This is a genomic window from Sphingobium cupriresistens, assembly GCF_004152865.1.
Classification (GTDB): Bacteria; Pseudomonadota; Alphaproteobacteria; order Sphingomonadales; family Sphingomonadaceae; genus Sphingobium; species Sphingobium cupriresistens.
Genome location: NZ_SEOO01000016.1, coordinates 65,959 through 87,765 on the forward strand (window position 1 = coordinate 65,959; position 21,807 = coordinate 87,765).

Annotated in this window: 16 protein-coding genes; 15 read left to right on the forward strand and 1 reads right to left on the reverse strand. The window is 64.5% G+C overall.

Translation table 11 applies throughout. The annotated features are described in order from the left end of the window. Positions 1–24 precede the first annotated feature (24 nt). From EWH12_RS11300 to EWH12_RS11365, 14 genes are all read left to right on the forward strand, one after another. Positions 25–1,395, forward strand: coding sequence for a TolC family protein (locus EWH12_RS11300; RefSeq protein ID WP_129926618.1), 1,371 nt, complete (start codon positions 25–27; stop codon positions 1,393–1,395). Further along, positions 1,392–2,948, forward strand: coding sequence for an efflux RND transporter periplasmic adaptor subunit (locus tag EWH12_RS11305; protein ID WP_083629936.1), 1,557 nt, complete (start codon positions 1,392–1,394; stop codon positions 2,946–2,948). The genes EWH12_RS11300 and EWH12_RS11305 overlap by 4 nt, the downstream gene beginning before the upstream one ends. Continuing rightward, complete coding sequence (locus tag EWH12_RS11310) at positions 2,945–6,127, forward strand: efflux RND transporter permease subunit (protein WP_004212996.1); 3,183 nt, start codon at positions 2,945–2,947, stop codon at positions 6,125–6,127. The genes EWH12_RS11305 and EWH12_RS11310 overlap by 4 nt, the downstream gene beginning before the upstream one ends. A gap of 94 nt (positions 6,128–6,221) precedes the next feature. Then, positions 6,222–8,969 carry a nitrate/nitrite transporter gene (locus tag EWH12_RS11315; RefSeq protein ID WP_129926619.1) on the forward strand — a complete coding sequence of 916 codons (2,748 nt, stop codon included), beginning with the start codon at positions 6,222–6,224 and terminating at the stop codon, positions 8,967–8,969. Further along, positions 8,966–12,703 (forward strand): nitrate reductase subunit alpha, encoded by a 3,738-nt coding sequence (locus EWH12_RS11320; RefSeq protein ID WP_129926620.1) that lies wholly within the window; start codon positions 8,966–8,968, stop codon positions 12,701–12,703. Before EWH12_RS11315 ends, EWH12_RS11320 begins: the two co-directional genes overlap by 4 nt. After that, positions 12,700–14,229 carry a nitrate reductase subunit beta gene (gene narH / locus EWH12_RS11325; RefSeq protein WP_129926621.1) on the forward strand — a complete coding sequence of 510 codons (1,530 nt, stop codon included), beginning with the start codon at positions 12,700–12,702 and terminating at the stop codon, positions 14,227–14,229. Before EWH12_RS11320 ends, narH begins: the two co-directional genes overlap by 4 nt. Beyond that, the gene (gene narJ / locus EWH12_RS11330) at positions 14,229–14,933 is read left to right on the forward strand and encodes a nitrate reductase molybdenum cofactor assembly chaperone (protein WP_129926622.1); all 705 of its coding nucleotides are present in this window, start codon (positions 14,229–14,231) and stop codon (positions 14,931–14,933) included. Before narH ends, narJ begins: the two co-directional genes overlap by 1 nt. 3 nt (positions 14,934–14,936) lie before the next feature. Beyond that, a complete protein-coding gene (gene narI, locus EWH12_RS11335) occupies positions 14,937–15,638 on the forward strand; it encodes a respiratory nitrate reductase subunit gamma (protein ID WP_101794589.1) in 702 nt (233 codons plus the stop codon). Beyond that, positions 15,631–16,443 carry a peptidylprolyl isomerase gene (locus EWH12_RS11340; RefSeq protein WP_129926623.1) on the forward strand — a complete coding sequence of 271 codons (813 nt, stop codon included), beginning with the start codon at positions 15,631–15,633 and terminating at the stop codon, positions 16,441–16,443. The genes narI and EWH12_RS11340 overlap by 8 nt, the downstream gene beginning before the upstream one ends. After that, a complete protein-coding gene (moaA, locus tag EWH12_RS11345; RefSeq protein ID WP_242496026.1) occupies positions 16,440–17,444 on the forward strand; it encodes a GTP 3',8-cyclase MoaA in 1,005 nt (334 codons plus the stop codon). The genes EWH12_RS11340 and moaA overlap by 4 nt, the downstream gene beginning before the upstream one ends. Positions 17,445–17,446: 2 nt before the next feature. Beyond that, positions 17,447–17,707: a MoaD/ThiS family protein gene (locus EWH12_RS11350; protein ID WP_165363613.1), complete on the forward strand. Its 261-nt coding sequence runs from the start codon at positions 17,447–17,449 to the stop codon at positions 17,705–17,707. Between the two features lie 2 nt (positions 17,708–17,709). After that, on the forward strand, positions 17,710–18,189 hold the full coding sequence (locus tag EWH12_RS11355) for a molybdenum cofactor biosynthesis protein MoaE (protein ID WP_129926625.1): 480 nt from the start codon (positions 17,710–17,712) through the stop codon (positions 18,187–18,189). After that, the gene (locus EWH12_RS11360) at positions 18,176–18,712 is read left to right on the forward strand and encodes a molybdopterin-binding protein (protein ID WP_129926626.1); all 537 of its coding nucleotides are present in this window, start codon (positions 18,176–18,178) and stop codon (positions 18,710–18,712) included. Before EWH12_RS11355 ends, EWH12_RS11360 begins: the two co-directional genes overlap by 14 nt. After that, positions 18,709–19,905: a molybdopterin molybdotransferase MoeA gene (locus EWH12_RS11365; protein ID WP_129926627.1), complete on the forward strand. Its 1,197-nt coding sequence runs from the start codon at positions 18,709–18,711 to the stop codon at positions 19,903–19,905. Before EWH12_RS11360 ends, EWH12_RS11365 begins: the two co-directional genes overlap by 4 nt. Here the strand turns inward: EWH12_RS11365 and mobA are convergent. Further along, entirely contained in the window at positions 19,874–20,488 is a 615-nt protein-coding gene (gene mobA / locus EWH12_RS11370) for a molybdenum cofactor guanylyltransferase (protein WP_165363614.1), read from the reverse strand. The genes EWH12_RS11365 and mobA overlap by 32 nt on opposite strands. A 107-nt stretch (positions 20,489–20,595) precedes the next feature. On the opposite strand from mobA, the gene EWH12_RS11375 reads away from it, so the two are divergent. Next, a complete protein-coding gene (locus EWH12_RS11375; RefSeq protein ID WP_129926629.1) occupies positions 20,596–21,807 on the forward strand; it encodes an NnrS family protein in 1,212 nt (403 codons plus the stop codon).

Consider the following 21,807-nt stretch of genomic DNA (forward strand, 5'->3'; position numbering starts at 1 on the left):
CCGCCTGATCCTAGGAATTCACATATGTTCAGCACCATCACGGGGCGTGGGGAGCGGGCGCACGATCAGGGCGCGCGCCTGGCTAATTGGCGAGCAAATGTTGCTCGGCATCTCACAGCGGCGAGCGTCGTGCCTCTTACCATTCTGGCGGCGCCCGCGCCTGCCTTAGCGCAGGCACATCATGCCACGGCGACGGAACAGCCCGCGACTTCTCCTGCTGCCGGACCGACGCTTAGTCTCAAGGAGGCTGCGGCACTGGCGAGTGGTGATCAGCCGACCCTGGGCGCGTTTGAGCGCGAAGCGGTAGCCTCGGAACAGGCTGCGATTGCGGCAGGCACATTGCCTGATCCGACGATCACCGCCGGAATCCAGAACTTACCGGTGACCGGGAACATGGCGTTCAACCCCACTCGCGACGGCATGACAATGTACACGATCGGTGTGATGCGGGAGCAGGTTCGCCGCTCCAGACGTCAAGCCGAGGCTGCGAGGCTCACCGCAGAGGCAGTTGTCAGTCGGACGCAGGCGAGTGCGCAGGAGCGGCGCATTCAGCGGGACGTCATGGTCGCTTGGATCAACGCCGTGGAAGCACGAGCCAAACAGCGATTGTTGGACCGCCTGATCAACGATCTCGACGTCGGTCGCCAGATCATGGAAGCCGGCATTCCAACGGGATCTTCCACGCCCTCTCTTGCGCTCCAGGCCCAGGCGGAAGTCGCGCTTGCCAAGGCGATGCAAGAGGATGCGCGTGGGCAGGAGGCACGAGCCCGGGCTGAGATGGCGCGGTGGATAGGTGCTGCTGCGCAGCGCCCGTTGCCGGAAACGGTCCCAGCTCTTGAAGCGCCTGCAGCGAGCCAAGCGCTGCTGTCGCAACATCCGGCGATCGCGGCTGCCGAGGCGCAGGAGCGAGCGGCGCAAAGGGCTGTCGACGTGGCCAGGCAAGATCGAAAGCCGAATTTCGGTTGGTCCGTGATGTACGGCTACCGTCCCCATTATGGCGATATGCTGTCGGCCACCGTCAGTATCCCGCTCCAGATCAACAAAAACCGATTGCAGAACCGGCGGATCGCCGAGGCTTCGGCTCGCGCTGATGCTGCTCGGCTCCGAGCGCAGGATGCGCAACGCGAGCTGAGCGGCACCTATGGCGACGCATTGGCCGACTACAAGAGCGCCGAGGCGCAGCTGTCGATCATCACCAGCCAGGCGATTCCGTCTCTTGAGGCTTCATTCGAGGCGGCAGAAGCTCGCTATGGAGCGGGTCAGGCGACTCTCGAGATGCCGCTCTTCATCGTCCGCCGGTACGTCGAAACTCACATTCAAGCGATCGAGCAGCAGGGGCGACGCGCTCGCGCGGCCGCCGAGCTCATTTACCTCACGCAGGATGTCGCGCGATGACCATCAAGGAAAGACTGCTCGTTGTCCGCACGGGGCTGGGGACATCCAGGAATAAGAAAATCCTCGCCGGCAGTGTCGCGCTTGCTCTCGCTGGAGCGGGCGTCGGCTATGCTGTTTTATCAGGAGATGGCGACGCTGGAGCGGGCGCCGCGAAGGGCGAGCTCGTCAACGGCGTCGTGCAGGACGGCTCCGGCAAAACCGTTCTCTACTGGTTCGATCCGATGCTGCCGATGGAGCGCTACAACGCGCCCGGCAAGTCGTCGATGAACATGGACCTTCAGCCGAAATATGCTGAGGAGGGCGGCGGCGCCGGCATTCAGATCTCGCCACAGGTGCAACAGAACCTCGGCGTCCGCACTGCGCGAGTAACCTTCGACAATCTGGCGGCGGCGATTGCGGTGGTCGGGCGCGTTGAGACTGACGAGCGCCGCATTGTCGAGGTCCAGACCCTAACCCCCGGCTTCGTCGAGCAGCTCAGCGTCCGCGCTGTCGGGGAACAGGTCGGCAGAGGGACTCGGGTCGCGAGCGTCTATTCGCCGGAGCTGCTTGGCGCTCAGCATGAGTATGCCGCCCTTTTGAAGATACGCCGTTCGACGATTACGCCGGGCCTGCGCAGTGCAGCGCGCCAGAGGTTGCAGCTGCTTGGCCTGCCGGAGGCGGCCATTCGCAACCTGGATCGGGGCGGGCGCCCTCAGCGCACGTACGGAGTGTTCGCTCCTCGGTCCGGGATCGTGACCGCCATAGGCGCGCGGCCGGGTGCGCGGGTGGAGCCCGGACAGTCGATCATCACCTTGGCGGATCTCTCGCAAGTGTGGGTTGTGGCCGAGGTTCCGGAAGTGTCGCTGGGCCAGATCCGCATCGGACAGCCGGCGGAGATCTCGTTTCCTGCCTATGGCGGCGAGACGGTTCAGGGCCGGATCGACTACATCTTCCCGACGCTCGATCCCGAAGCGCGTACTGCTCGAGTTCGTGTCACGCTGCCCAACCCGGGCGGCCGGCTGAAGATCGGCATGTTCGCCAACCTCACCATCGGTGGTGCGGCAACAGGCGGTCTCGTCGTGCCGTCCGAGGCCGTTATCTCCACCGGAAGGCGCAACGTTGTTATCGTGCAGCGGAATGGCGGCTTCATTCCGGTCGAAGTTGAGCTTGGGCGCACGGTTGGCGACCGAACCGAGATCCGCAGGGGGCTCAACCTCAACGACATTGTCGTTGTTTCTGGTCAGTTCCTGATCGACTCCGAGGCCTCACTCGCCGGCATTGTCGAACGTCTATCGCGAGGCCAATCGCCTGCCGCGCAACAGCAGCGGCAAGACGAGCTTATCCAGGGTCGCGGAGTCGTGAAGACGGTGGACGCGGCAGGTGGCCGTATCACTCTCGCTCACGAGCCGTTGGCGGCGATCAACTGGCCGGCCATGACGATGACCTTCCCCGTGAAGGACCGTTCGCTGCTGCGCGGCCGTAAGGCTGGCGAACGAGTGATGTTCGCCTTTCAGAGGCCACAGCAGGGTCAAACGCCCGTGATCGAGCGCATCGCTCCGGAGGCGGCGCAATGATCGAGCGGATCATTCGATGGTCGGCGGCGAACCGGCTGCTCGTTCTTCTTGCGGCCGCCTTCATCACGGCTGCCGGGTTGTACACGGTGAGCCGGACTCCGCTCGATGCTATCCCCGACCTCTCCGACGTCCAGGTCATCATCCGTACGCCCTATCCAGGGCAGGCGCCCCAGATTGTGGAGGCGCAGGTTACCTACCCGATCGCGACTACGATGCTGTCGGCGCCCAAAGTGAAGGCAGTCCGCGCCTTTTCCATGTTCGGAGACTCGTTTGTCACAATCATCTTCGAGGACGGGACCGACCTCTACTGGGCTCGCTCGAGGGTTCTCGAATATTTGAACCAGGCGGCGGGCCGGCTGCCGCCGGGGGTTACACCGGCACTTGGCCCTGATGCGACGGGCGTCGGCTGGGCTTACCAGTACGCGCTCGTCGACCGCACCGGTGGCAACGATCTTGGTCAGCTTCGTGCGCTGCAGGATTGGTTTCTGCGATACCAACTCAAGGAAGTCCCCGGCGTTGCCGAGGTCGCCAGCGTTGGCGGCATGGTCCGCGCGTTCCAGGTCGAGGTCAATCCCGAGAAGCTTCAGCTATATCGAGTGTCCGTCAGCGACGTGATGGAAGCGCTGCAAACGGCAAATAACGAGACTGGCGGCTCGGTTATTGAGCGTGCGGAAGCCGAGTACATGATCCGTGTCGGTGGCTATCTGCAGAGCCTCGACGATTTCCGAAACATACCTCTGAAGGTGAGCGCCGGCGGCGTTCCGGTCACGATCGGTGACGTTGCGCGCGTCCAGATCGTTCCCGAATTCCGGCGCGGCATCGCCGAACTCAATGGCCAGGGAGAAGTCGCCGGCGGTGTGATCGTCGTTCGTGCAGGAGCCGACACGAGGTCGGTAATCGAGGCGGTCAAGGAGAAGCTCGAGGAACTCAAGATGGCTCTTCCCAAGGGCGTTGAGGTGGTGACGGTCTACGACCGGTCATCGCTCATCGAACGCGCGATCGAGAACCTTTCTCATAAGCTTGTCGAAGAGTTCATCGTCGTTGCGCTCGTGTGCGTGGTGTTCCTCTTACACCTGCGCTCGGCACTGGTGGCAATCCTGACGCTCCCCCTAGGAATCGTCGCCGCGTTCATCGTGATGTACTATCAGGGGGTTAACGCGAACATCCTTTCGCTTGGAGGTATCGCGCTGGCGATCGGCGCCATGGTCGATGCGGCCGTGGTGATGATCGAGAATGCTCACAAGAAGCTCGAGCACGCTGAGCACGAGCATGGGGGCATGACCGAGGAGTTGCGCAAGCGAACGCTGGTGGACGCGGCCGTTGAGGTCGGGCCGGCGTTGTTCTTTTCCCTCTTGATCATCACGCTCTCGTTCCTGCCGGTCTTCTCCCTGGAGGCTCAGGAGGGCAGGCTCTTCACGCCTCTTGCGCTCACCAAGACTTACTCAATGGCGGCGGCCGCTGGGCTCTCCGTCACGCTCATCCCGGTCCTGATGATCATGTTCATCAAAGGCAAGATTCGCCCCGAAGAGAAGAACCCAATCAATCGCTGGCTGATCGCGGCGTACAGGCCCGCCCTTGTCTGGGTCATGAAGTGGCCCAAGCTCGTCCTTGGTCTTGCTATCGGGGCGCTTCTTCTGACGGCGTGGCCGCTTTCTCGCCTCGGCGGGGAGTTCATGCCCGCGCTGGCGGAGGGCGACCTCCTTTACATGCCGACGGCGCTTCCAGGCCTGTCTGCGTCCAAAGCCTCTGAGCTCCTTCAGATCACAAACCGCATGATCAAGACGGTCCCGGAGGTGAAGACGGTGTTCGGCAAGGCGGGCCGCGCCGAGACCGCAACCGACCCTGCGCCGATCGAAATGTTCGAAACGGTTATCCAGCTCAAGCCTCAGAGCGAGTGGCGTGAAGGGATGACGATGGAGAAGTTGATCGCCGAGCTCGATTCACGCGTGAAGGTGCCTGGCCTGGCCAATGTCTTCGTGCCGCCGATCCGGAACAGGATCGACATGCTCGCGACGGGCATCAAGAGCCCCGTTGGCGTGAAGGTGAGCGGAGCTGATCTCGCCACGCTCGATCGGCTCGGAGCTAAAATCGCGCAGGTGGTGAAGACCGTTCCCGGCACAACCTCCGCTATCTCGGATCGGATCCTCGGCGGCCGCTACATCGACATCAAGGTCGATCGCCTGGCCGCTGCTCGATACGGGCTGTCCATTGAGGACGTGCAGAACACGGCTGCCGGTGCGGTTGGCGGCATGTCGGTGGATGAGAAGATCGAGGGGCTTGCTCGCTTCCCGATCAACGTGCGCTTCCCGCGCGAGATGCGCGGCAGCGTCGAGGCTCTGCGCAGTCTGCCGATTGTCGCTCCGACAGGCGGAATCGTGCCGCTGGGTGCCGTGGCAAGCGTGCAGATCGCCGACGGTCCGGTGATGGTAAAGAGCGAGAACGCGCGGCCCTCCGCTTGGGTCTACGTCGACGTTCGCGACCGCGACATTGTCGGGTTTGTGAATGAAGCGCGCCAGAAGGTCGCTCGAGAGGTGTCGATGCCTCCGGGCTATTCGATCACCTGGTCAGGTCAGTTCGAATATGCCGAGCGTGCTTCCAAGAGGTTGGCCGTGATCGTGCCGCTGACCATCGGCGTAATCTTCCTGCTCCTGTACCTCGCCTTCAAGCGAGTGCGTGAGCCGCTCATCGTCCTCCTCGCGCTTCCGTTCGCGCTCATTGGCGGAGTCTGGCTCATCTACCTGATGGGTCACGCGATCTCCGTGGCAACAGCGGTCGGCTTCATCGCTCTTGCCGGGCTTGCTGCGGAGTTTGGGGTTATCATGCTGGTCTACCTCGACAAGGCGATCGAGGAGCGGATTGAGGCCGGCAAGTTCTCGAAAACCGAGGATCTCGAGGACGCGCTGATGGAAGGCGCGGTCTTACGGGTGAGGCCGAAGGCGATGACGGCTGCGGTCATCCTCGCTGGTCTTTTTCCGCTGCTCATCGGCGAGGGCACCGGCTCTGAGATCATGCAGCGTCTGGCGGCTCCGATGGTGGGCGGCATGATCACGGCGCCCCTCCTGTCCCTCTTCGTTCTCCCTGCGATCTACAAGCTCCTCGGCGTGAAGCAGTTCATGCGTGAGGCCGTGGATCAAAAGCAGCCCGACGTCGCGTCGGCTGCCAAGCCGCAGATGACATAACCAGCAAGCGGGAATTTCCAGCCTCGAACGTAGGAGCTGAACATGATGATGGACTGCGGTGGAGCCGCGATGATGATCGGCATGGGAGTTGCACATGGGACCGGGGGTTACAGCAACGCAAGGTGAACAAGGCCTCGCACTGGGGCTGAGCACCTTTGCCTTCACGATCTGTTTTGCGGTGTGGACGATCTTCGCGATCATCGGGATCGAGATCAAGGCGGAACTGGGCCTCAACGACACCCAGTTCGGCCTGCTGATCGGCACACCGATCCTCACCGGATCGCTGGTGCGGCTGATGCTGGGCATCTGGACTGACCAGTTCGGCGGGCGGATCGTCTTTCCGTTGACGATGCTCGCTTCGGCGGCATCGACTTTCCTGCTGTCCTATGCCGACAATTACTACCTGATGCTGCTGGCCGCACTCGGCCTCGGGCTGGCGGGCGGCGGATTTGCGGTGGGCGTGGCCTATGTCTCCAAGTTCTATCCGCTCGAAAAGCAGGGCTCGGCGCTCGGCTTCTTCGGGATGGGCAATGTCGGCGCGGCGGTGACCAAGTTCCTTGCGCCCTGGGTGATGGTGGCGATCGGCTGGCAGGGCGTGGCGCAGGTATGGGCGGCCGTGCTCGCGGTGGTCGCCGTGCTGTTCTTCATCCTTGCCAAGGACGATCCCGAATATGCCGCGCGCAAGGCCGGCGGCATCCCGGCGCGCACTCTCAAGGACCAGCTCGAACCGCTCAAGAACGAGCAGGTGTGGCGCTTCTCGCTCTATTATTTTTTCGTGTTCGGGGCCTTCGTCGCGCTGGCATTGTGGCTGCCGCAATACATGGTCAGCCTGTATCAGGTTGATGTCAAAACCGCCGGCATGCTGGCCGCGACCTTCTCGCTCTCGGCCAGCCTGTTCCGCGCTTATGGCGGGATGCTGTCGGACAAGTATGGCGCACGCCGTATCATGTACGCGACCTTTGGCGTGTCGCTGGTGTGCCTGTTCATGCTGTCCTACCCGGCGACCGATTACGTGATCCACGGGATCGAGGGTGACATCGCGTTTTCGACCTCGATGGGGCTGGTGCCCTTCGTGATCACGGTGTTCGTGCTCGGCTTCTTTATGTCGCTGGGCAAGGCGGCGGTGTTTAAGCATATTCCGGTCTATTACCCCCATCACGTGGGCGCGGTCGGCGGGCTGGTGGGCCTGGTCGGCGGCCTGGGCGGGTTCGTGCTGCCGATCGTGTTCGGCGCGGTGAGCGACCTTACCGGCATCTGGACCAGCTGCTTCATGGTGCTGTTCGCACTGGTCGGCGTGGCGCTGGCATGGATGCACATTGCCATCCGCCAGATGGAGCAGAAAGCGAGCGGGATCGACGCGCGCAGCCTGCCGCAATTCCCGGAAATGGCGGGCCTGCACGACGAAACCCGCCACGCTGCCGCCCAGCCGAGCAAGGTGCTGGCTGAGTGGAAGCCCGAGGATCCCGATTTCTGGGAAACGACGGGCGAACGTATTGCACGGCGCAACCTATATATCTCGATCCCGGCCCTGTTGCTCGCCTTCGCGGTGTGGATGGTGTGGTCGGTGGTGGTCGCCAAGCTGCCGCAGGTCGGGTTCGCCTATACCACCGATCAGCTGTTCTGGCTGGCGGCGTTGCCGGGGCTGTCGGGAGCGACGTTCCGGATCTTCTACAGCTTTATGGTGCCGATCTTCGGCGGACGGCTGTGGACCACGCTGTCCACCGCTTCGCTGCTGATCCCGGCCTTCGGCATCGGCTATGCGGTCCAGAACCCGCAGACGCCCTACATCATCTTCCTGGTGCTGGCGCTGCTGTGCGGGTTCGGCGGGGGCAATTTCGCCTCGTCGATGTCGAACATCAGCTTCTTCTTCCCCAAGGCGCGGAAGGGCAATGCGATGGCGCTCAATGCGGGCCTCGGCAACCTTGGGGTCTCAGTGATGCAGTTCGCGGTACCGCTGATCATCACGGCCGGCGTGTTCGGCGCGTTGGGCGGGGCGGCCCAGCAGACCGCGGAAGGCGGCCAGCTGTGGCTGCAGAACGCCGGGTTCGTGTGGGTGCCCTTCATCATTGCCAGCAGCCTGCTGGCGTGGTTCGGGATGAACGATATCGCCGATGCCAAGGCCAGCTTTGCCGAACAGGCGGTGATCTTCCAGCGCAAGCACAACTGGCTGATGTGCTGGCTTTATACCGGCACCTTCGGCAGCTTCATCGGCTTTTCGGCCGGCCTGCCGCTGCTCGCCAAGCAGCAGTTTCCGCAAGTGGACGTGCTGCAATTCGTGTTCCTCGGCCCGCTCGTCGGCGCGCTGAGCCGGGCGGGCACGGGCTGGGTGTCGGACAAGTGGGGCGGCGCGCGGGTCACCTTCTGGGTGTTCGTGCTGATGATGCTGGGCGTGTTCGGGGTCATGTATTTTATCCAGGCCGCTAGCTGGTGGGGCTTCCTGAGCATGTTCATCTTCATGTTCTTCATGACCGGGGTCGGCAATGCCTCGACCTTCCAGATGATCCCCAACATCATGCGGCAGGAAGTTCCGCGCCTGATGCCGGAACTCACCCCCGATGCGGCGCTCAAGCAGGCAGAGAAGGAATCGGCGGCCATCGTCGGCTTCACCTCGGCGATTGCGGCCTACGGCGCCTTCTTCATCCCCAAGAGCTTCGGCAGCGCCATTGCTGCAACCGGATCGCCGATGGCGGCCCTATGGGGCTTCTTCATCTTCTACGCCAGCTGCGCCGCGCTGACGTGGTTCATCTACACCCGCCGCGGCGGCCTGCTGCACGATATCGAACGCGGGCGCACGCCTGCTCCCGCCGTCCAACCTGCACCCCTGAAAGGAGCCGCTGCATGAGCCAGCTTCTCGACCGCCTGACCTTCTTCCGCCAGCCCAAGCAGGCCTTTGCCGGCGGACACGGCGTCACCACCAACCAGAACCGCGACTGGGAGGACAGCTATCGCAAGCGCTGGCAGCACGACAAAATTGTGCGCAGCACCCACGGGGTGAACTGCACCGGATCGTGCAGCTGGAAGATCTACGTCAAGGGCGGGATCATCACCTGGGAAACCCAGCAGACCGATTATCCGCGCACCCGGCCTGACCTTCCCAACCACGAACCGCGCGGCTGCCCGCGTGGGGCAAGCTACAGCTGGTACATCTATTCCGCCCAGCGGCTGAAATATCCGATGGTGCGTTCGCGCCTGCTGAAACTGTGGCGTGAGGCCCGGGTGCTGCGCACGCCGGTAGCGGCATGGGCCTCGATCGTCGAGGATCCGGCCAAGCGCAAAAGCTACACCGCGATCCGCGGCCATGGCGGCATGGTGCGTTCGACCTGGGACGAAGTGAACGAAATCATCGCGGCTGCCAATGCCTACACCGCCAAGACTTACGGCCCTGACCGGATCATCGGCTTCTCGCCCATCCCGGCGATGTCGATGGTGAGCTATGCGGCCGGATCACGTTATCTCTCGCTGCTCGGCGGCACCTGCATGAGTTTCTACGACTGGTATTGCGACCTGCCGCCCTCCAGCCCGCAGACCTGGGGCGAACAGACCGACGTTCCCGAAAGCGCCGACTGGTACAATGCCGGGTTCCTGATGATGTGGGGCTCGAACGTCCCGCAAACCCGCACCCCCGATGCGCACTTCATGACCGAGGCCCGCTATCGCGGCACCAAGGTCGCGGTCGTCAGCCCCGATTACGCCGAGGCGACCAAGTTTGCCGATCTGTGGCTCAACCCCAAGCAGGGCACCGATGCGGCGCTGGCGATGGCGATGGGCCATGTGATCCTGCGCGAATATCACCTCGACCGGCAGGCCGAATATTTCGAGGATTACTGCCGCAAATATTCCGACATGCCGATGCTGGTGAAGCTGGTGGAAAAGGACGGCGCATGGATGCCTGAAAATCTGCTGCGCGCCGCCGATTTCCTCGGCAGCCTGGGCGAGGCCAACAATCCCGACTGGAAAACCGTCGCCATCGACGAGGCGACCGATGAAGTGGTGGTGCCGTCGGGCTCGGCGGGTTTCCGCTGGGGCGAGGAAGGCAAGTGGAACCTGCAGGAAAAGGACGGGCGCGGCAATGCCACCCGGCTGCGCCTCACCAATATCCTTGATGGCCAGCATGACGAGGTGATCGAGGTCGCCTTCCCCTATTTCGGCAATCTTGAGCACGATCACTTCCAGGGCACCGATCACCCCAGCGTGCTGAAGCGCCGGGTGCCGGTGCGGCAGGTGCAATTGAAGGACGGCAAGGCGTTTGTCGCCACCGTGTTTGATCTTTTCTGCGCCAATTACGGCCTCGACCGGGGGCTGGGCGGCGATCATGTCGCGCGCGATTACGGCGCGATGGAGCCTTACACCCCGGCGTGGGCGGAAAAGATCACCGGGGTGCCGGCCGATCACATCATCACCGTGGCCCGCGAATTCGCCTCGAATGCCGAGGTGACCAAGGGCAAGTCGATGGTGATTTTGGGCGCAGGGCTCAACCACTGGTATCACATGGACATGAATTACCGCGGGATTATCAACCTGCTGGTGATGTGCGGCTGTGTCGGCCAGTCGGGCGGCGGCTGGTCGCACTATGTCGGGCAGGAAAAGCTGCGCCCGCAGACCGGGTGGACCGCGCTCGCCTTCGCGCTCGACTGGAACCGCCCACCGCGGCACATGAACTCGACCAGCTTCTTCTACGCCCACACCGATCAGTGGCGGTACGAGACGCTGGGGGTGGAGGAAATTCTTTCCCCCACCGCGCCTGATGGCGACTGGGACGCGAGCCTCATCGACTACAACGCGCGCGCCGAACGCATGGGCTGGCTGCCATCCGCGCCGCAATTGAAGACCAACCCGCTCGAAGTCGGCAAGGCGGTCAAGGCCAGCGGCAAGACCCCGGGCGAATATGTCGCCGAAGGTTTCAAGGCCGGCACGCTGGAAATGTCGTGCTTTGATCCCGATGATCCCGCCAACTGGCCGCGCAACATGTTCGTGTGGCGCTCGAACCTCCTGGGTTCGTCGGGCAAGGGCCACGAATATTTCCTCAAGCACCTGCTCGGCACCGCCCACGGCGTGCAGGGCAAGGACCTGGGCGAAACCGGCGCGGTCAAGCCCAAGGAAGTGAAGTGGCACGATGAAGCGCCCAAGGGGAAGCTTGATCTGCTGGTGACGCTCGACTTCCGCATGTCGACCACCTGCGTCTATTCCGACATCGTCCTGCCGACAGCGAGCTGGTACGAGAAGGACGATCTCAACACCTCGGATATGCACCCCTTCATCCACCCGCTCTCGGCGGCAGTGGACCCGGTGTGGGAATCGCGCAGCGACTGGGACATCTACAAGGGCATCGCCAAGAAGTTCTCCGAAGTCGCCCCCGAGGTGCTCGGCGTTGAACATGACGTGGTGCTCACCCCGATCCAGCACGACAGCCCGAACGAGATCGCACAGCCTTATGACGTGGCCGACTGGGGGCTGGGACAGGCTGAGCCGATTCCCGGCAAGACCATGGCCAATGTCGCGCTGGTGGAGCGGGATTACCCCAATCTCTACAACCGCTTCACCGCGCTCGGCCCGTTGATGGAAAAGCTTGGCAATGGCGGCAAGGGGATCGGCTGGAACACCGATCACGAAGTCGAAGCGCTGCGCAAGCTCAACGGCCCGGTGCAGAAGGACGGGCCGAGCAAGGGCATGGCGCAGATCGAAACCGCGATCGATGCCGCCGAAGTGATCCTGATGCTTGCGCCCGAAACCAATGGCGAGGTCGCGGTCAAGGCGTGGGCGGATCTGGGCAAGAAGACCGGCCTCGATCACACCCATCTGGCGCTTCCCAAGGAAGACGAGAAGATCCGCTTCCGCGACATTCAGGCCCAGCCGAGGAAGATCATCTCCTCGCCCACCTGGTCGGGGCTGGAAAGCGAGCACGTGTGCTACAACGCGGGTTACACCAACGTCCACGAGCTGATCCCGTGGCGCACGCTGACCGGGCGTCAGCAGCTCTATCAGGATCACAAGTGGATGCGCGCCTTCGGCGAGGGCTTCTGCGTCTACCGCCCGCCGATCGACACCAAGGCGGTGCAGCCGATGCTCGACGAAGCCAAGGGCGCGCCGCACGTGATCCTCAACTTCATCACCCCGCACCAGAAATGGGGCATCCACTCGACCTATACCGACAACCTGCTGATGCTGACGCTGTCGCGCGGCGGGCCGATTGTGTGGATGAGCGAGTTGGACGCCGCCAAGGCGGGGCTGGTCGATAATGATTGGGTGGAAACCTTCAATTCCAACGGTGCGCTGGTGGCCCGCGTGGTCGTCTCGCAGCGGATGAAGGAAGGCACGCTGTTCATGTACCACGCGCAGGAGAAGATCACGAACGTCCCCGGATCGCCCCTGACCGGGCAGCGCGGGGGCATCCACAATTCCGTCACCCGCGCCGTGCTGAAGCCCACCCACATGATCGGCGGCTATGTCCAGCTCGCCTACGGGTTCAACTATTACGGCACCGTGGGATCGAACCGCGACGAATATGTGATCGTCCGCAAGCTTACAAAGGTCGACTGGCTCGAAGGGGCCCTCGCTGAAGGGGAGACCGCAGCATGAAAATCCGCGCGCAGATCGGCAAGGTCCTGAACCTTGACAAGTGCATCGGCTGCCACACCTGCTCGGTGACGTGCAAGAACGTGTGGACCAGCCGCGAGGGCATGGAATACGCCTGGTTCAACAATGTCGAGACCAAGCCCGGCATCGGCTACCCCAAGGATTGGGAAAACCAGAAGCGCTGGAACGGCGGCTGGGTGCGGACTGCTGGTGGCTCGATCCGCCCGAAAATGGGCGGCAAGTGGCGGATGCTGGCGAAAATCTTCGCCAATCCCGATCTGCCCGAGATCGACGATTACTACGAACCCTTCACCTTCGATTACGCCCACCTGCAAAAGGCGGGCGAGAGCAAGGCCTTCCCCACCGCCCGCCCGCGCAGCCTGATTTCGGGCCAGCGGATGGAGAAGATCGAATGGGGGCCGAACTGGGAGGAAATCCTTGGCGGGGAATTCGCCAAGCGTTCGGAGGATTACAACTTCGAAGGGGTGCAAAAGGAAATCTACGGCCAGTTCGAAAACACCTTCATGATGTATCTCCCGCGGCTGTGCGAACATTGCCTCAACCCGACCTGCGTGGCCGCCTGCCCCTCGGGCGCGATCTACAAGCGGGAAGAAGACGGGATCGTCCTGATCGATCAGGAGGCCTGCCGCGGCTGGCGCATGTGCGTGTCAGGCTGCCCCTACAAGAAGATCTATTACAACTGGAAAACCGGCAAATCGGAAAAGTGCATCTTCTGCTATCCGCGCATCGAGGCGGGGCAACCGACGGTGTGCAGCGAAACCTGCGTCGGGCGCATCCGTTATCTCGGCGTGATGCTCTATGATGCCGACCGCATCGAGGAAGCCGCATCGGCTGAAAATGTCGAGGATCTGTATCAGGCGCAGCTTGATATCTTCCTCGATCCCCATGATCCGGCGGTGATTGAACAGGCGCGTAAGGACGGCGTGCCCGAAGCTTGGCTGGAGGCTGCGCGCCGCTCGCCGGTGTGGAAGATGGCGATGGAATGGAAGGTCGCCTTCCCGCTCCACCCCGAATACCGCACCCTGCCGATGGTGTGGTATGTGCCGCCGCTCTCGCCGATCAATGCCGCAGCCAGCGCCGGGCAGATCAGCGTCAACAACAACATGCCCGATGTGCGCTCGCTTCGCATCCCGCTCAAATACCTCGCCAATCTGCTGACCGCAGGCGACGAGGAACCGGTGGCCCTGTGCCTTGAACGGATGCTGGCAATGCGCGGCTACATGCGGTCGAAATCGATCGAGGGTGTGCACAATGAAGGCATCGCCGAAGCCGTCGGCCTGACGGGCGCACAGATCGAGGAGATGTACAAGGTGATGGCGCTGGCCGATTACGAGGATCGCTTCGTGATCCCCACCGGCCACCGCGAGGATGCCGAGGACATGTTCGAGGAACGCGGTTCCTGCGGCTTCAGCTTCGGCAATGGCTGTTCGGGCGGGTCGAACGAGACCAACCTGTTCGGCGCCCCGCCGGCCCGCAAGAAACTCCAGACCCCTTCGGAGGTGTTCTGATGCACAGCCTTCATCTCATTTCGCTGCTGCTGCAATATCCCTCGCTTGAATTGCAGGCGGTGGCAGGTGAAATCCGCCAGCGGCTCAGCACCGATCCGGCCCTGCCGCAAGCCGCCGTCGCCGCGTGCGAACCGCTGCTGACCCGGCTTGCCACAGCTGACATCTATGATGTGCAGGAAGCCTATGTCGATCTGTTCGACCGGGGCCGGGCGCACAGCCTGCACCTGTTCGAACACGTTCACGGCGAAAGCCGCGACCGGGGGCAGGCAATGGTCGATCTGCGCGCCCGTTACCTTGATGCAGGGCTGGAGCCGGCGGGCAATGAGCTGCCCGATTACCTGCCGCTGTTCCTCGACTACTGTTCGACCCTGCCCGATCCGCTGGCTCGCGACACGCTGGCCGAGCCCGGCGTGGTGCTGATCGCGCTGGCAGCGCGGCTGGCGGACAAGGGATCGGACTATGCCCCTGTATTCGCGCTGCTGTGCGAGATCGCCGGGCTGGAAATGGACGAAGCGGCGGTCAACGCGCTGCCGCCCGCCGAAGACCCCGAAACCCTCGAAGAACTCGACGCGCAGTGGGAGGAGGAGGAAATCCGCTTCACCGCCGATGCCGCGCCCGATCCCACCGCCGCCTGCCCGCAGGTCAGCGCCATCCTTGACCGGATGCGCGCACCCCTGCCCGAAATCCTTGCGAAAAGGAGCTGAACCATGGCCGACTTCCTCCACAATCTGCTGTTCGGCATCTATCCCTATATCGCGCTGGCGGTGCTGGCGCTGGGTTCGATCATCCGCTTCGACCGCGAGCCCTACAGCTGGCGTTCGGGTTCCAGCCAGCTCTTGCGGCGCAAGCAGCTGATGGTGGGATCGGTGCTGTTCCATGTCGGCGTGCTGTTCATCTTTGTCGGCCACCTTGTCGGGCTCTTAACCCCGATTGCGTTGTTCGATGCGCTGGGCATCAGCCACGGGGCCAAGCAATTGCTGGCGATCGTCGCTGGCGGGATTGCGGGAGTGGCCGCGATCATCGGCGCAAGCCTGCTGATCCATCGCCGCTTCTTCGACCCGCGCGTGCGGGCCGCCTCGAACTTCAGCGACAATGCCATCATCCTCATCCTGTGGGTGCAACTGGCGCTGGGCCTCGCCACGATCCCGCTGTCGGCGGGGCATCTCGACGGGCACGAGATGGTCAAGTTCATGACCTGGGCACAGAGCATCTTCACCTTCCGTAGCGGTGCGGCAAGCCACATTGCCGATGTGCATATCATCTTCAAACTGCACCTGTTTTTGGGGCTGACGATCTTCCTGCTGTTCCCCTTCACCCGGCTGGTGCACATGCTGAGCGCGCCGGTGCGCTACCTGTGGCGCAGCGGCTATCAGATCGTGCGCTCGCGCCGGAGCCTCAGCCATGGATGAGGTGATCGAACGGGCTGCAGTGCGGGTCGGCGGTGTGGAAATCCCCGCCACCGCCATCGCCGCCGAAGCGCAGAACCACCCCGCGCCTGATGCCGCCACGGCGTGGACCGAAGCCGCCGAGGCGCTCGCCATCCGGCAATTGCTGCTGGCCGAAGCCGAGCGGCTCGGGATCGATCCTGGCGAACGCGAGGACGCGCAGGGCCGCGCGCTCGCCGCGGATGATGCGAAGATCGACGCGCTGCTGGAGAGCGAAGTTCGCGTGCCCGAGGCTACCGAGGCCGAGGCGCGGCGCTTCTATGATCGCCACCGCGAACGCTTCGCCTCCGAAACGTTGGTCGAGGCCGAGCACATCCTGTTCTCGGCCAACCCGGCGGATGAATTCGCCTATAGCCTTGCGGTCGGCGATGCGCGCATGGCGATCCGGGCGCTGCAAGCTGATCCGGCCTGTTTCGGCGAGCTGGCGCGAGCCAAATCGGCCTGCCCGTCGAAGGAACAGGGCGGCAATCTCGGCCAGATCGGCAAGGGGCAGACCGTCGCCGAATTCGAAGCCGCGCTGTTCGACCTTGGCGAAGGCGAGCTGTGCCCAGAGCCGGTGCGCACCCGCTTTGGCGTGCACGTGATCCGCGCCGGACGCCGGGCCGAGGGGCAGCAATTGCCGTTCGAAGCCGTGGAGGCGACCATCCGCGACTATCTGGAGGAAACCACCACCCGCAAGGCGGTGGCGCAATACCTGTCGATCCTCGCCAGCCAGACCACCGTCGAAGGGGTTGACCTGCCGATTGCGGACGGGCCGCTGGTGCAGTGACCATCCCTCGCTCCCCCGATGTCCTGCCGCTGTCTGACGCGATCGGTCGCCGGTTCGAATACCTGCGCCTGTCGCTGACCGAAGTGTGCAACTTCCGCTGCACCTATTGCCTGCCCGATGGCTACAAGAAGCCGTGCCAGCGTCCCGCGGAACTGACGGTTGAGGAAATTCGCCGCGCGGTGACGGCTTTCGCGCAGCTGGGGTTGTGGAAGGTGCGGCTGACCGGCGGCGAGCCGACGTTGCGGCGCGATTTCGAGAATGTCGCCAGCGCGGTCTCCAGCGTGCCCGGCATCCGCCGTGTGGCGATGACGACCAATGGCTATCGCCTCGCCGAGCGGGCGCAGGCGTGGCGCGATTGCGGGGTGAATGCGATCAATATCAGCGTCGATTCGCTCGATCCGGCGCGCTTTGCCGCGATCACCGGACATGACCGCCTGGGCGAAGTGCTGCGCGGGATCGAGGCAGCGCGGGATGCGGGGTTTGAGAGTATCAAGCTGAACGCCGTGCTGATGCGCGGGGTCAATGATGATGAACTCGCGGCGATGGTCCAATTCGTCACCACCCGCGATCTGTCGCTGCGCTTCATCGAAGTGATGCGCACCAATGACAACACCGCCTTCTTTGACCGGCACCATGTGGCAGGGCAAAGCGTGATCGATCGACTGGAGGCTGCGGGCTGGAAGCGACTGCCGCGCGCGGCAGGCGCCGGGCCGGCGGTTGAACTCGGCCATCCCCACGCCAAGGGACGCATTGGCATCATCGCGCCCTATTCACGGGATTTCTGCGCCAGCTGCAACCGGTTGCGCATGTCGTCGGATGGCAAGCTGCATCTGTGCCTGTTCGGCGATGGCGGGATCGATCTGCGCCCGCTCATCGCCGCTGATGACCCCGCGCCTCTCATCACCCGCATCCGCGCAGTTGTGGGCACCAAGGCCCCCGCGCATCGGCTGCATTCGGGCAACAGCGGTGCAACTCCGCATCTCGCGTCCATCGGAGGATGATCATGAAACAAGCGCGACTCGACATCGAACTGTGCGGGCGCCTCGCCGATGCTTGCGGGCCGGTGCTGGGGCTCGCCGTCCCGGAAAACGGACTGCCGGTGACAGCGATGTTGGACGATCTGGCCAGCGCCTACCCGGCACTTGGCGAGGCGCTTCGTCGCATCCGCATCAGGGCCTGCATCAATGAAACCATCGTCGCCAATGATGCGATGGTGCGCCCCGGAGATCGGGTCGCGCTCTTTCCGCCGGTGTCGGGAGGATGACGATGCAGGTCGAATTGGCGCAGGCCCCCTTCGAACCGTCGCTGCGGCTGGCCGCGTTTTCCGCGGCGCTCGAGGATGAAGGCGCGGTTGTCAGCTTCACGGGGCGGGCCCGGGGGCGCGGCGCGGATGGTGCGGCGGTCTCCTCGCTGGTGCTGGAGTGCTATCGCGGCGTTACCCTCCAATCGATGAAAGCGATCGCGGCCGACGCGCATAGCCGGTTCGCGATTACCGCCAGTATCGTCATCCACCGCGCAGGCCCGATCGCGCCGGGCGAACCCATCGTTTTCGTCGCCACTGCTGCACGCCACCGCAGGGCGGCCTTCGAGGCGGCGGACTACCTCATGGACCGGCTCAAGACTGAGGCAGTGTTCTGGAAACGCGAGGAGCATGATGGCATCTCGACCTGGATCGAGCCGACCGCGCGGGACCGGGAAGACGCGCAGCGTTGGCGCGACAAGGTGAATGACAATGCCGGGAATTGACCAAAGCCTGACCTTTTACCCGCTGGGCATGGCGGTGCTGACCATCTCGGATACCCGCAACCTTGAAACCGATACCTCGGGCGCATTGCTGTGCGAGCGGTTGCAGGGAGCCGGGCACCACCTGCACGACCGCGCCATCGTGCGTGACGAGATCGCCGAGATTCGCGCGCAGTTGCAGGCGTGGCTCGCGCGGCCCGAGATCGAGATCATCCTCACCACCGGCGGCACCGGCTTTTCCCCGCGTGACAACACGCCCGAAGCGGTCAAACCGCTGCTGCGGCGCGAGATGGACGGGTTTTCTGTCGCCTTTCACCAGAAAAGCCTCACCAGCGTCGGGGTTGCCTCGATGCAGTCGCGGGCCTTTGCCGGGCAGGCAGGGGATGCCTTTATCTTCTGCGTTCCGGGATCGACCGGCGCGTGCCGTGATGCATGGGACGGCCTGCTGGAGCTGGAGTTCGACAGTCGCCACAAGCCGTGTTCGATCGCGGGCGCACTGCCGCGTCTGAGGGATGTGTGTGCGTGATCACGTTCGACGAGGCTTTGGCGCTGCTTGAGAGCGTGGTCCGGACGCTCGGGGCGGAAGCGGTGCCGCTTGCCGGGGCAGCGGGCCGGGTGCTGGCTGCAAGAATCACTGCGCGAAGCGACAGCCCGCGTGTCCCGGTGGCGGCAATGGATGGCTATGCGGTGCTGGACGCTTCGACCCGGCCGGGAGAATCGCTGATGGTGATCGGTGAGGCGAGGGCGGGTGCCGCCTTTTCCGGCTTGCTGGGCGCGGGCGAGGCAGTGCGGATCTTCACCGGCGCAGCTTTGCCGATCGGCGCTGACCGCTGCATCATGCAGGAATATGCGCAGCGCGAGGGCGATGGCGTGCGCTTTGCCGAAGGGTACGGCCCGGGTTGGCACGTGCGCACGGCGGCCAGCGATTTCGCCGCCGGAGATGTCCTGCTCGAAGCGGGCGCCCGGCTTGGCGCGCGGGCGATGGTCGCGGCGGCTGCCGCTGATCTTGCGCAAGTCACGGTCATTCGGCGACCGCAGGTGGCGATCATCGCCACTGGGGACGAACTGGCGGTGCCAGGCGCAGCGTATCTCCACTCTGGCAGGGTTCCCGAAAGCGTCAGCTTCGGCGTGGCGGCGATGGCCGAACAGGCCGGGGCGCGGATCGTGCGGCAGGCGATCGGCGGGGATTGCCTGCCCGATCTGGAAAAGCTTGCAGGAGCGGCCCTGGCGGAGGCCGACCTCGTGATCGTCACCGGCGGCGCCTCGGTCGGGGAGCACGATCTCGCCAAGCCGATGTTCGAATGCCACGGGCTCGACCTGGTGTTTTCCAAGGTCGCGATCAAGCCCGGCAAGCCGGTATGGCTGGGGCTGGCGCAGGGAAAATGGGTTCTAGGCCTGCCGGGCAATCCGACCTCGGCGATGGTCACGGCGCGATTGTTCCTGACGCCGCTGCTCGGCGCTCTGCAAGGCCAGTCGATCCGCGACGTGTTGCGCTGGCGGCGCCTGCCGCTGGCCGCGCCCTTGCCTGCGAATGGCGGGCGGGAAAGCTTCGTGCGCGCGGCTTGGGAGAATGAGGGGCTGGTGCCGCTCACCAATCAGGACAGCGGCGCGCAAGGCCCGCTCGCCCGAGCGGATTGGTTGATCCGCCGCGCGCCCGACGCACCTGCCCTAGCGGCAGGTGCGTCGGTCAGCGCGCTGGCTTTCGAGCAAGGCGGCTGAGATGTGTCTCCGCCTCGGCCAGAGCATCGGGATCGTTGATATTGGCGAAGGGATCGAGCGCGCCGGTCTCGGGCCATGCGACATGAACCACGCCCTGCACGGCGGCGAAGCGCCACAGCGACGCACCGCCTGCCGCGATGTAATCGGCCAGCGCCGCCTCATCCACACGCCACAGCGCCGCCAGGGGTTGATACTTGCCGCGGCTGACCGGCATGGCGACCTTGTTCGCGCCCAGCGCCGCACCGAGCCGCGCCGCGAGATCGCGCGGCAGGAAGGGCTGGTCGCAGCCGATCAGCAGCACCTCGGGCCGGCCCTGCGCGGCGGCAAAGCTAAAGGCGCTGGCAAGCGCGCTGATCGGCCCGCGTCCCGGAACGGCATCGCACAGCAGCGGCAACCCGCCCGCATCGATCCGGCCCTGTTCGCGCACCGCCACCGCCATGCAGTCCGACTGCGCCGCGGCGTTCGCGATCGCATGAGCCAGCAGCGGCTGGCCGCCGAGCAGGCGCAGCGGCTTGCCCCCGCCGATCCGCTGGCCTTCCCCCCCGGCGGCGATGACGATAGCGGGGGCGGGCGGGGCGATCATGCGAAGGGGCACATCCGGGTTTGTGGTTGCCGCCGCCCTACTCGGCATCGCCGCGCTTGCAAACCCGTCTGCCGCAGACAGCCCGTTCGTCCTCGAGGAGACCGCCCATGAACGCCGCCGCCACCACGATGGAGCGCCAGCGCGCCTGGCGCGGTCCGGCGCTGCTGAGCTTCGGGTTCCGGCCGTTCTTCCTGCTGGGCGCGCTGTGGGCGGCGCTGGCGATGGGGCTGTGGGTGGCAATGCTGGCGGGCAGACTGACGCTCCCGACCGCCTTCGATCCCGTGTCATGGCACGCGCACGAATTCCTGTTCGGCTATCTCGGGGCGATCATTGCCGGGTTCCTGCTGACCGCCGTTCCCAACTGGACGGGAGGTTTGCCGGTGACCGGTTGGCCGCTGGCCGGGCTAGTCGCGGCATGGCTGGCAGGGCGGGCGGCGGTGAGTGTCTCGCAAGGGCTGCCTCCGCTCGCGGTTGCGGCGGCCGATCTGGCGCTGGTGGCTCTGCTGGCCTTCCTGCTGGGCCGCGAGATCGTGGTCGGCAAGAACTGGCGCAACCTTCCGGTGGTGGGCTTGCTGGCGGTGTTCGGCTGCGCCAATGCGCTGTTCCACTGGGAGGCGGCGACCGGTGCCTATGCCGCGCAGGGCATGGGGCTGCGCCTCGGCCTCGCCGCGGTGCTGATGATGATCGCGGTGATCGGCGGGCGGATCGTGCCGTCCTTCACGCGCAACTGGCTTGCCAAACAGGGCGAGGGCCGCCTGCCGACACCGCCGATGCAGCGCTTCGATCTGGCCGCGCTCGGCGTGCTGCTGGCGGCACTGCTGGCATGGGTGGTGCTGCCCGTCGCGGCCTTCACCGGCATGGCGCTGGCGCTTGCCGGGGGCCTGCATTTGGCGCGTATGGCGCGTTGGGCGGGGGATCGCACCTTCGCCGAGCCGCTCGTTACGGTGCTGCATGTCGGCTATGCCTTTGTGCCGCTGGGGGCGCTGGTGGGGGCGGTGGAGATTCTCGGATATAGCTGGATTGGCCCAGGCAGCGCGCAGCATTTGTGGACGGCGGGTGGCTTGGGATTGATGACGCTGGCGGTGATGACGCGTGCGACTTTGGGCCACACGGGCCGCGCCTTGACCGCGGGGCGCGGGACAATGGCCATCTATGCGGCGGTAGTCGTTGCGGTGTTGGCACGGATTGCGGCCGGCGCCTGGCCCGAGGCTGCGGACGCATTGCACAGCCTGTCCGGCATGGGCTGGATCGGGGCGTTTGCCGGCTTCGCGGCGCTTTATGGCCCGATGCTCCTGCGCCCGCGTCAGGCGGCGGGTTAG

Excerpts from the sequence above, each read along its gene's own strand:
- EWH12_RS11300 (WP_129926618.1), top strand. The coding sequence starts at position 25 with ATGTTCAGCACCATCACGGGGCGTGGGGAGCGGGCGCACGATCAGGGC.
- EWH12_RS11305 (WP_083629936.1), top strand. The coding sequence starts at position 1,392 with ATGACCATCAAGGAAAGACTGCTCGTTGTCCGCACGGGGCTGGGGACA.
- EWH12_RS11310 (WP_004212996.1), top strand. The coding sequence starts at position 2,945 with ATGATCGAGCGGATCATTCGATGGTCGGCGGCGAACCGGCTGCTCGTT.
- EWH12_RS11315 (WP_129926619.1), top strand. The coding sequence starts at position 6,222 with ATGGGACCGGGGGTTACAGCAACGCAAGGTGAACAAGGCCTCGCACTG.
- EWH12_RS11320 (WP_129926620.1), top strand. The coding sequence starts at position 8,966 with ATGAGCCAGCTTCTCGACCGCCTGACCTTCTTCCGCCAGCCCAAGCAG.
- narH (WP_129926621.1), top strand. The coding sequence starts at position 12,700 with ATGAAAATCCGCGCGCAGATCGGCAAGGTCCTGAACCTTGACAAGTGC.
- narJ (WP_129926622.1), top strand. The coding sequence starts at position 14,229 with ATGCACAGCCTTCATCTCATTTCGCTGCTGCTGCAATATCCCTCGCTT.
- narI (WP_101794589.1), top strand. The coding sequence starts at position 14,937 with ATGGCCGACTTCCTCCACAATCTGCTGTTCGGCATCTATCCCTATATC.
- EWH12_RS11340 (WP_129926623.1), top strand. The coding sequence starts at position 15,631 with ATGGATGAGGTGATCGAACGGGCTGCAGTGCGGGTCGGCGGTGTGGAA.
- EWH12_RS11350 (WP_165363613.1), top strand. The coding sequence starts at position 17,447 with ATGAAACAAGCGCGACTCGACATCGAACTGTGCGGGCGCCTCGCCGAT.
- EWH12_RS11355 (WP_129926625.1), top strand. The coding sequence starts at position 17,710 with ATGCAGGTCGAATTGGCGCAGGCCCCCTTCGAACCGTCGCTGCGGCTG.
- EWH12_RS11360 (WP_129926626.1), top strand. The coding sequence starts at position 18,176 with ATGCCGGGAATTGACCAAAGCCTGACCTTTTACCCGCTGGGCATGGCG.
- mobA (WP_165363614.1), bottom strand. The coding sequence starts at position 20,488 with ATGATCGCCCCGCCCGCCCCCGCTATCGTCATCGCCGCCGGGGGGGAA.
- EWH12_RS11375 (WP_129926629.1), top strand. The coding sequence starts at position 20,596 with ATGAACGCCGCCGCCACCACGATGGAGCGCCAGCGCGCCTGGCGCGGT.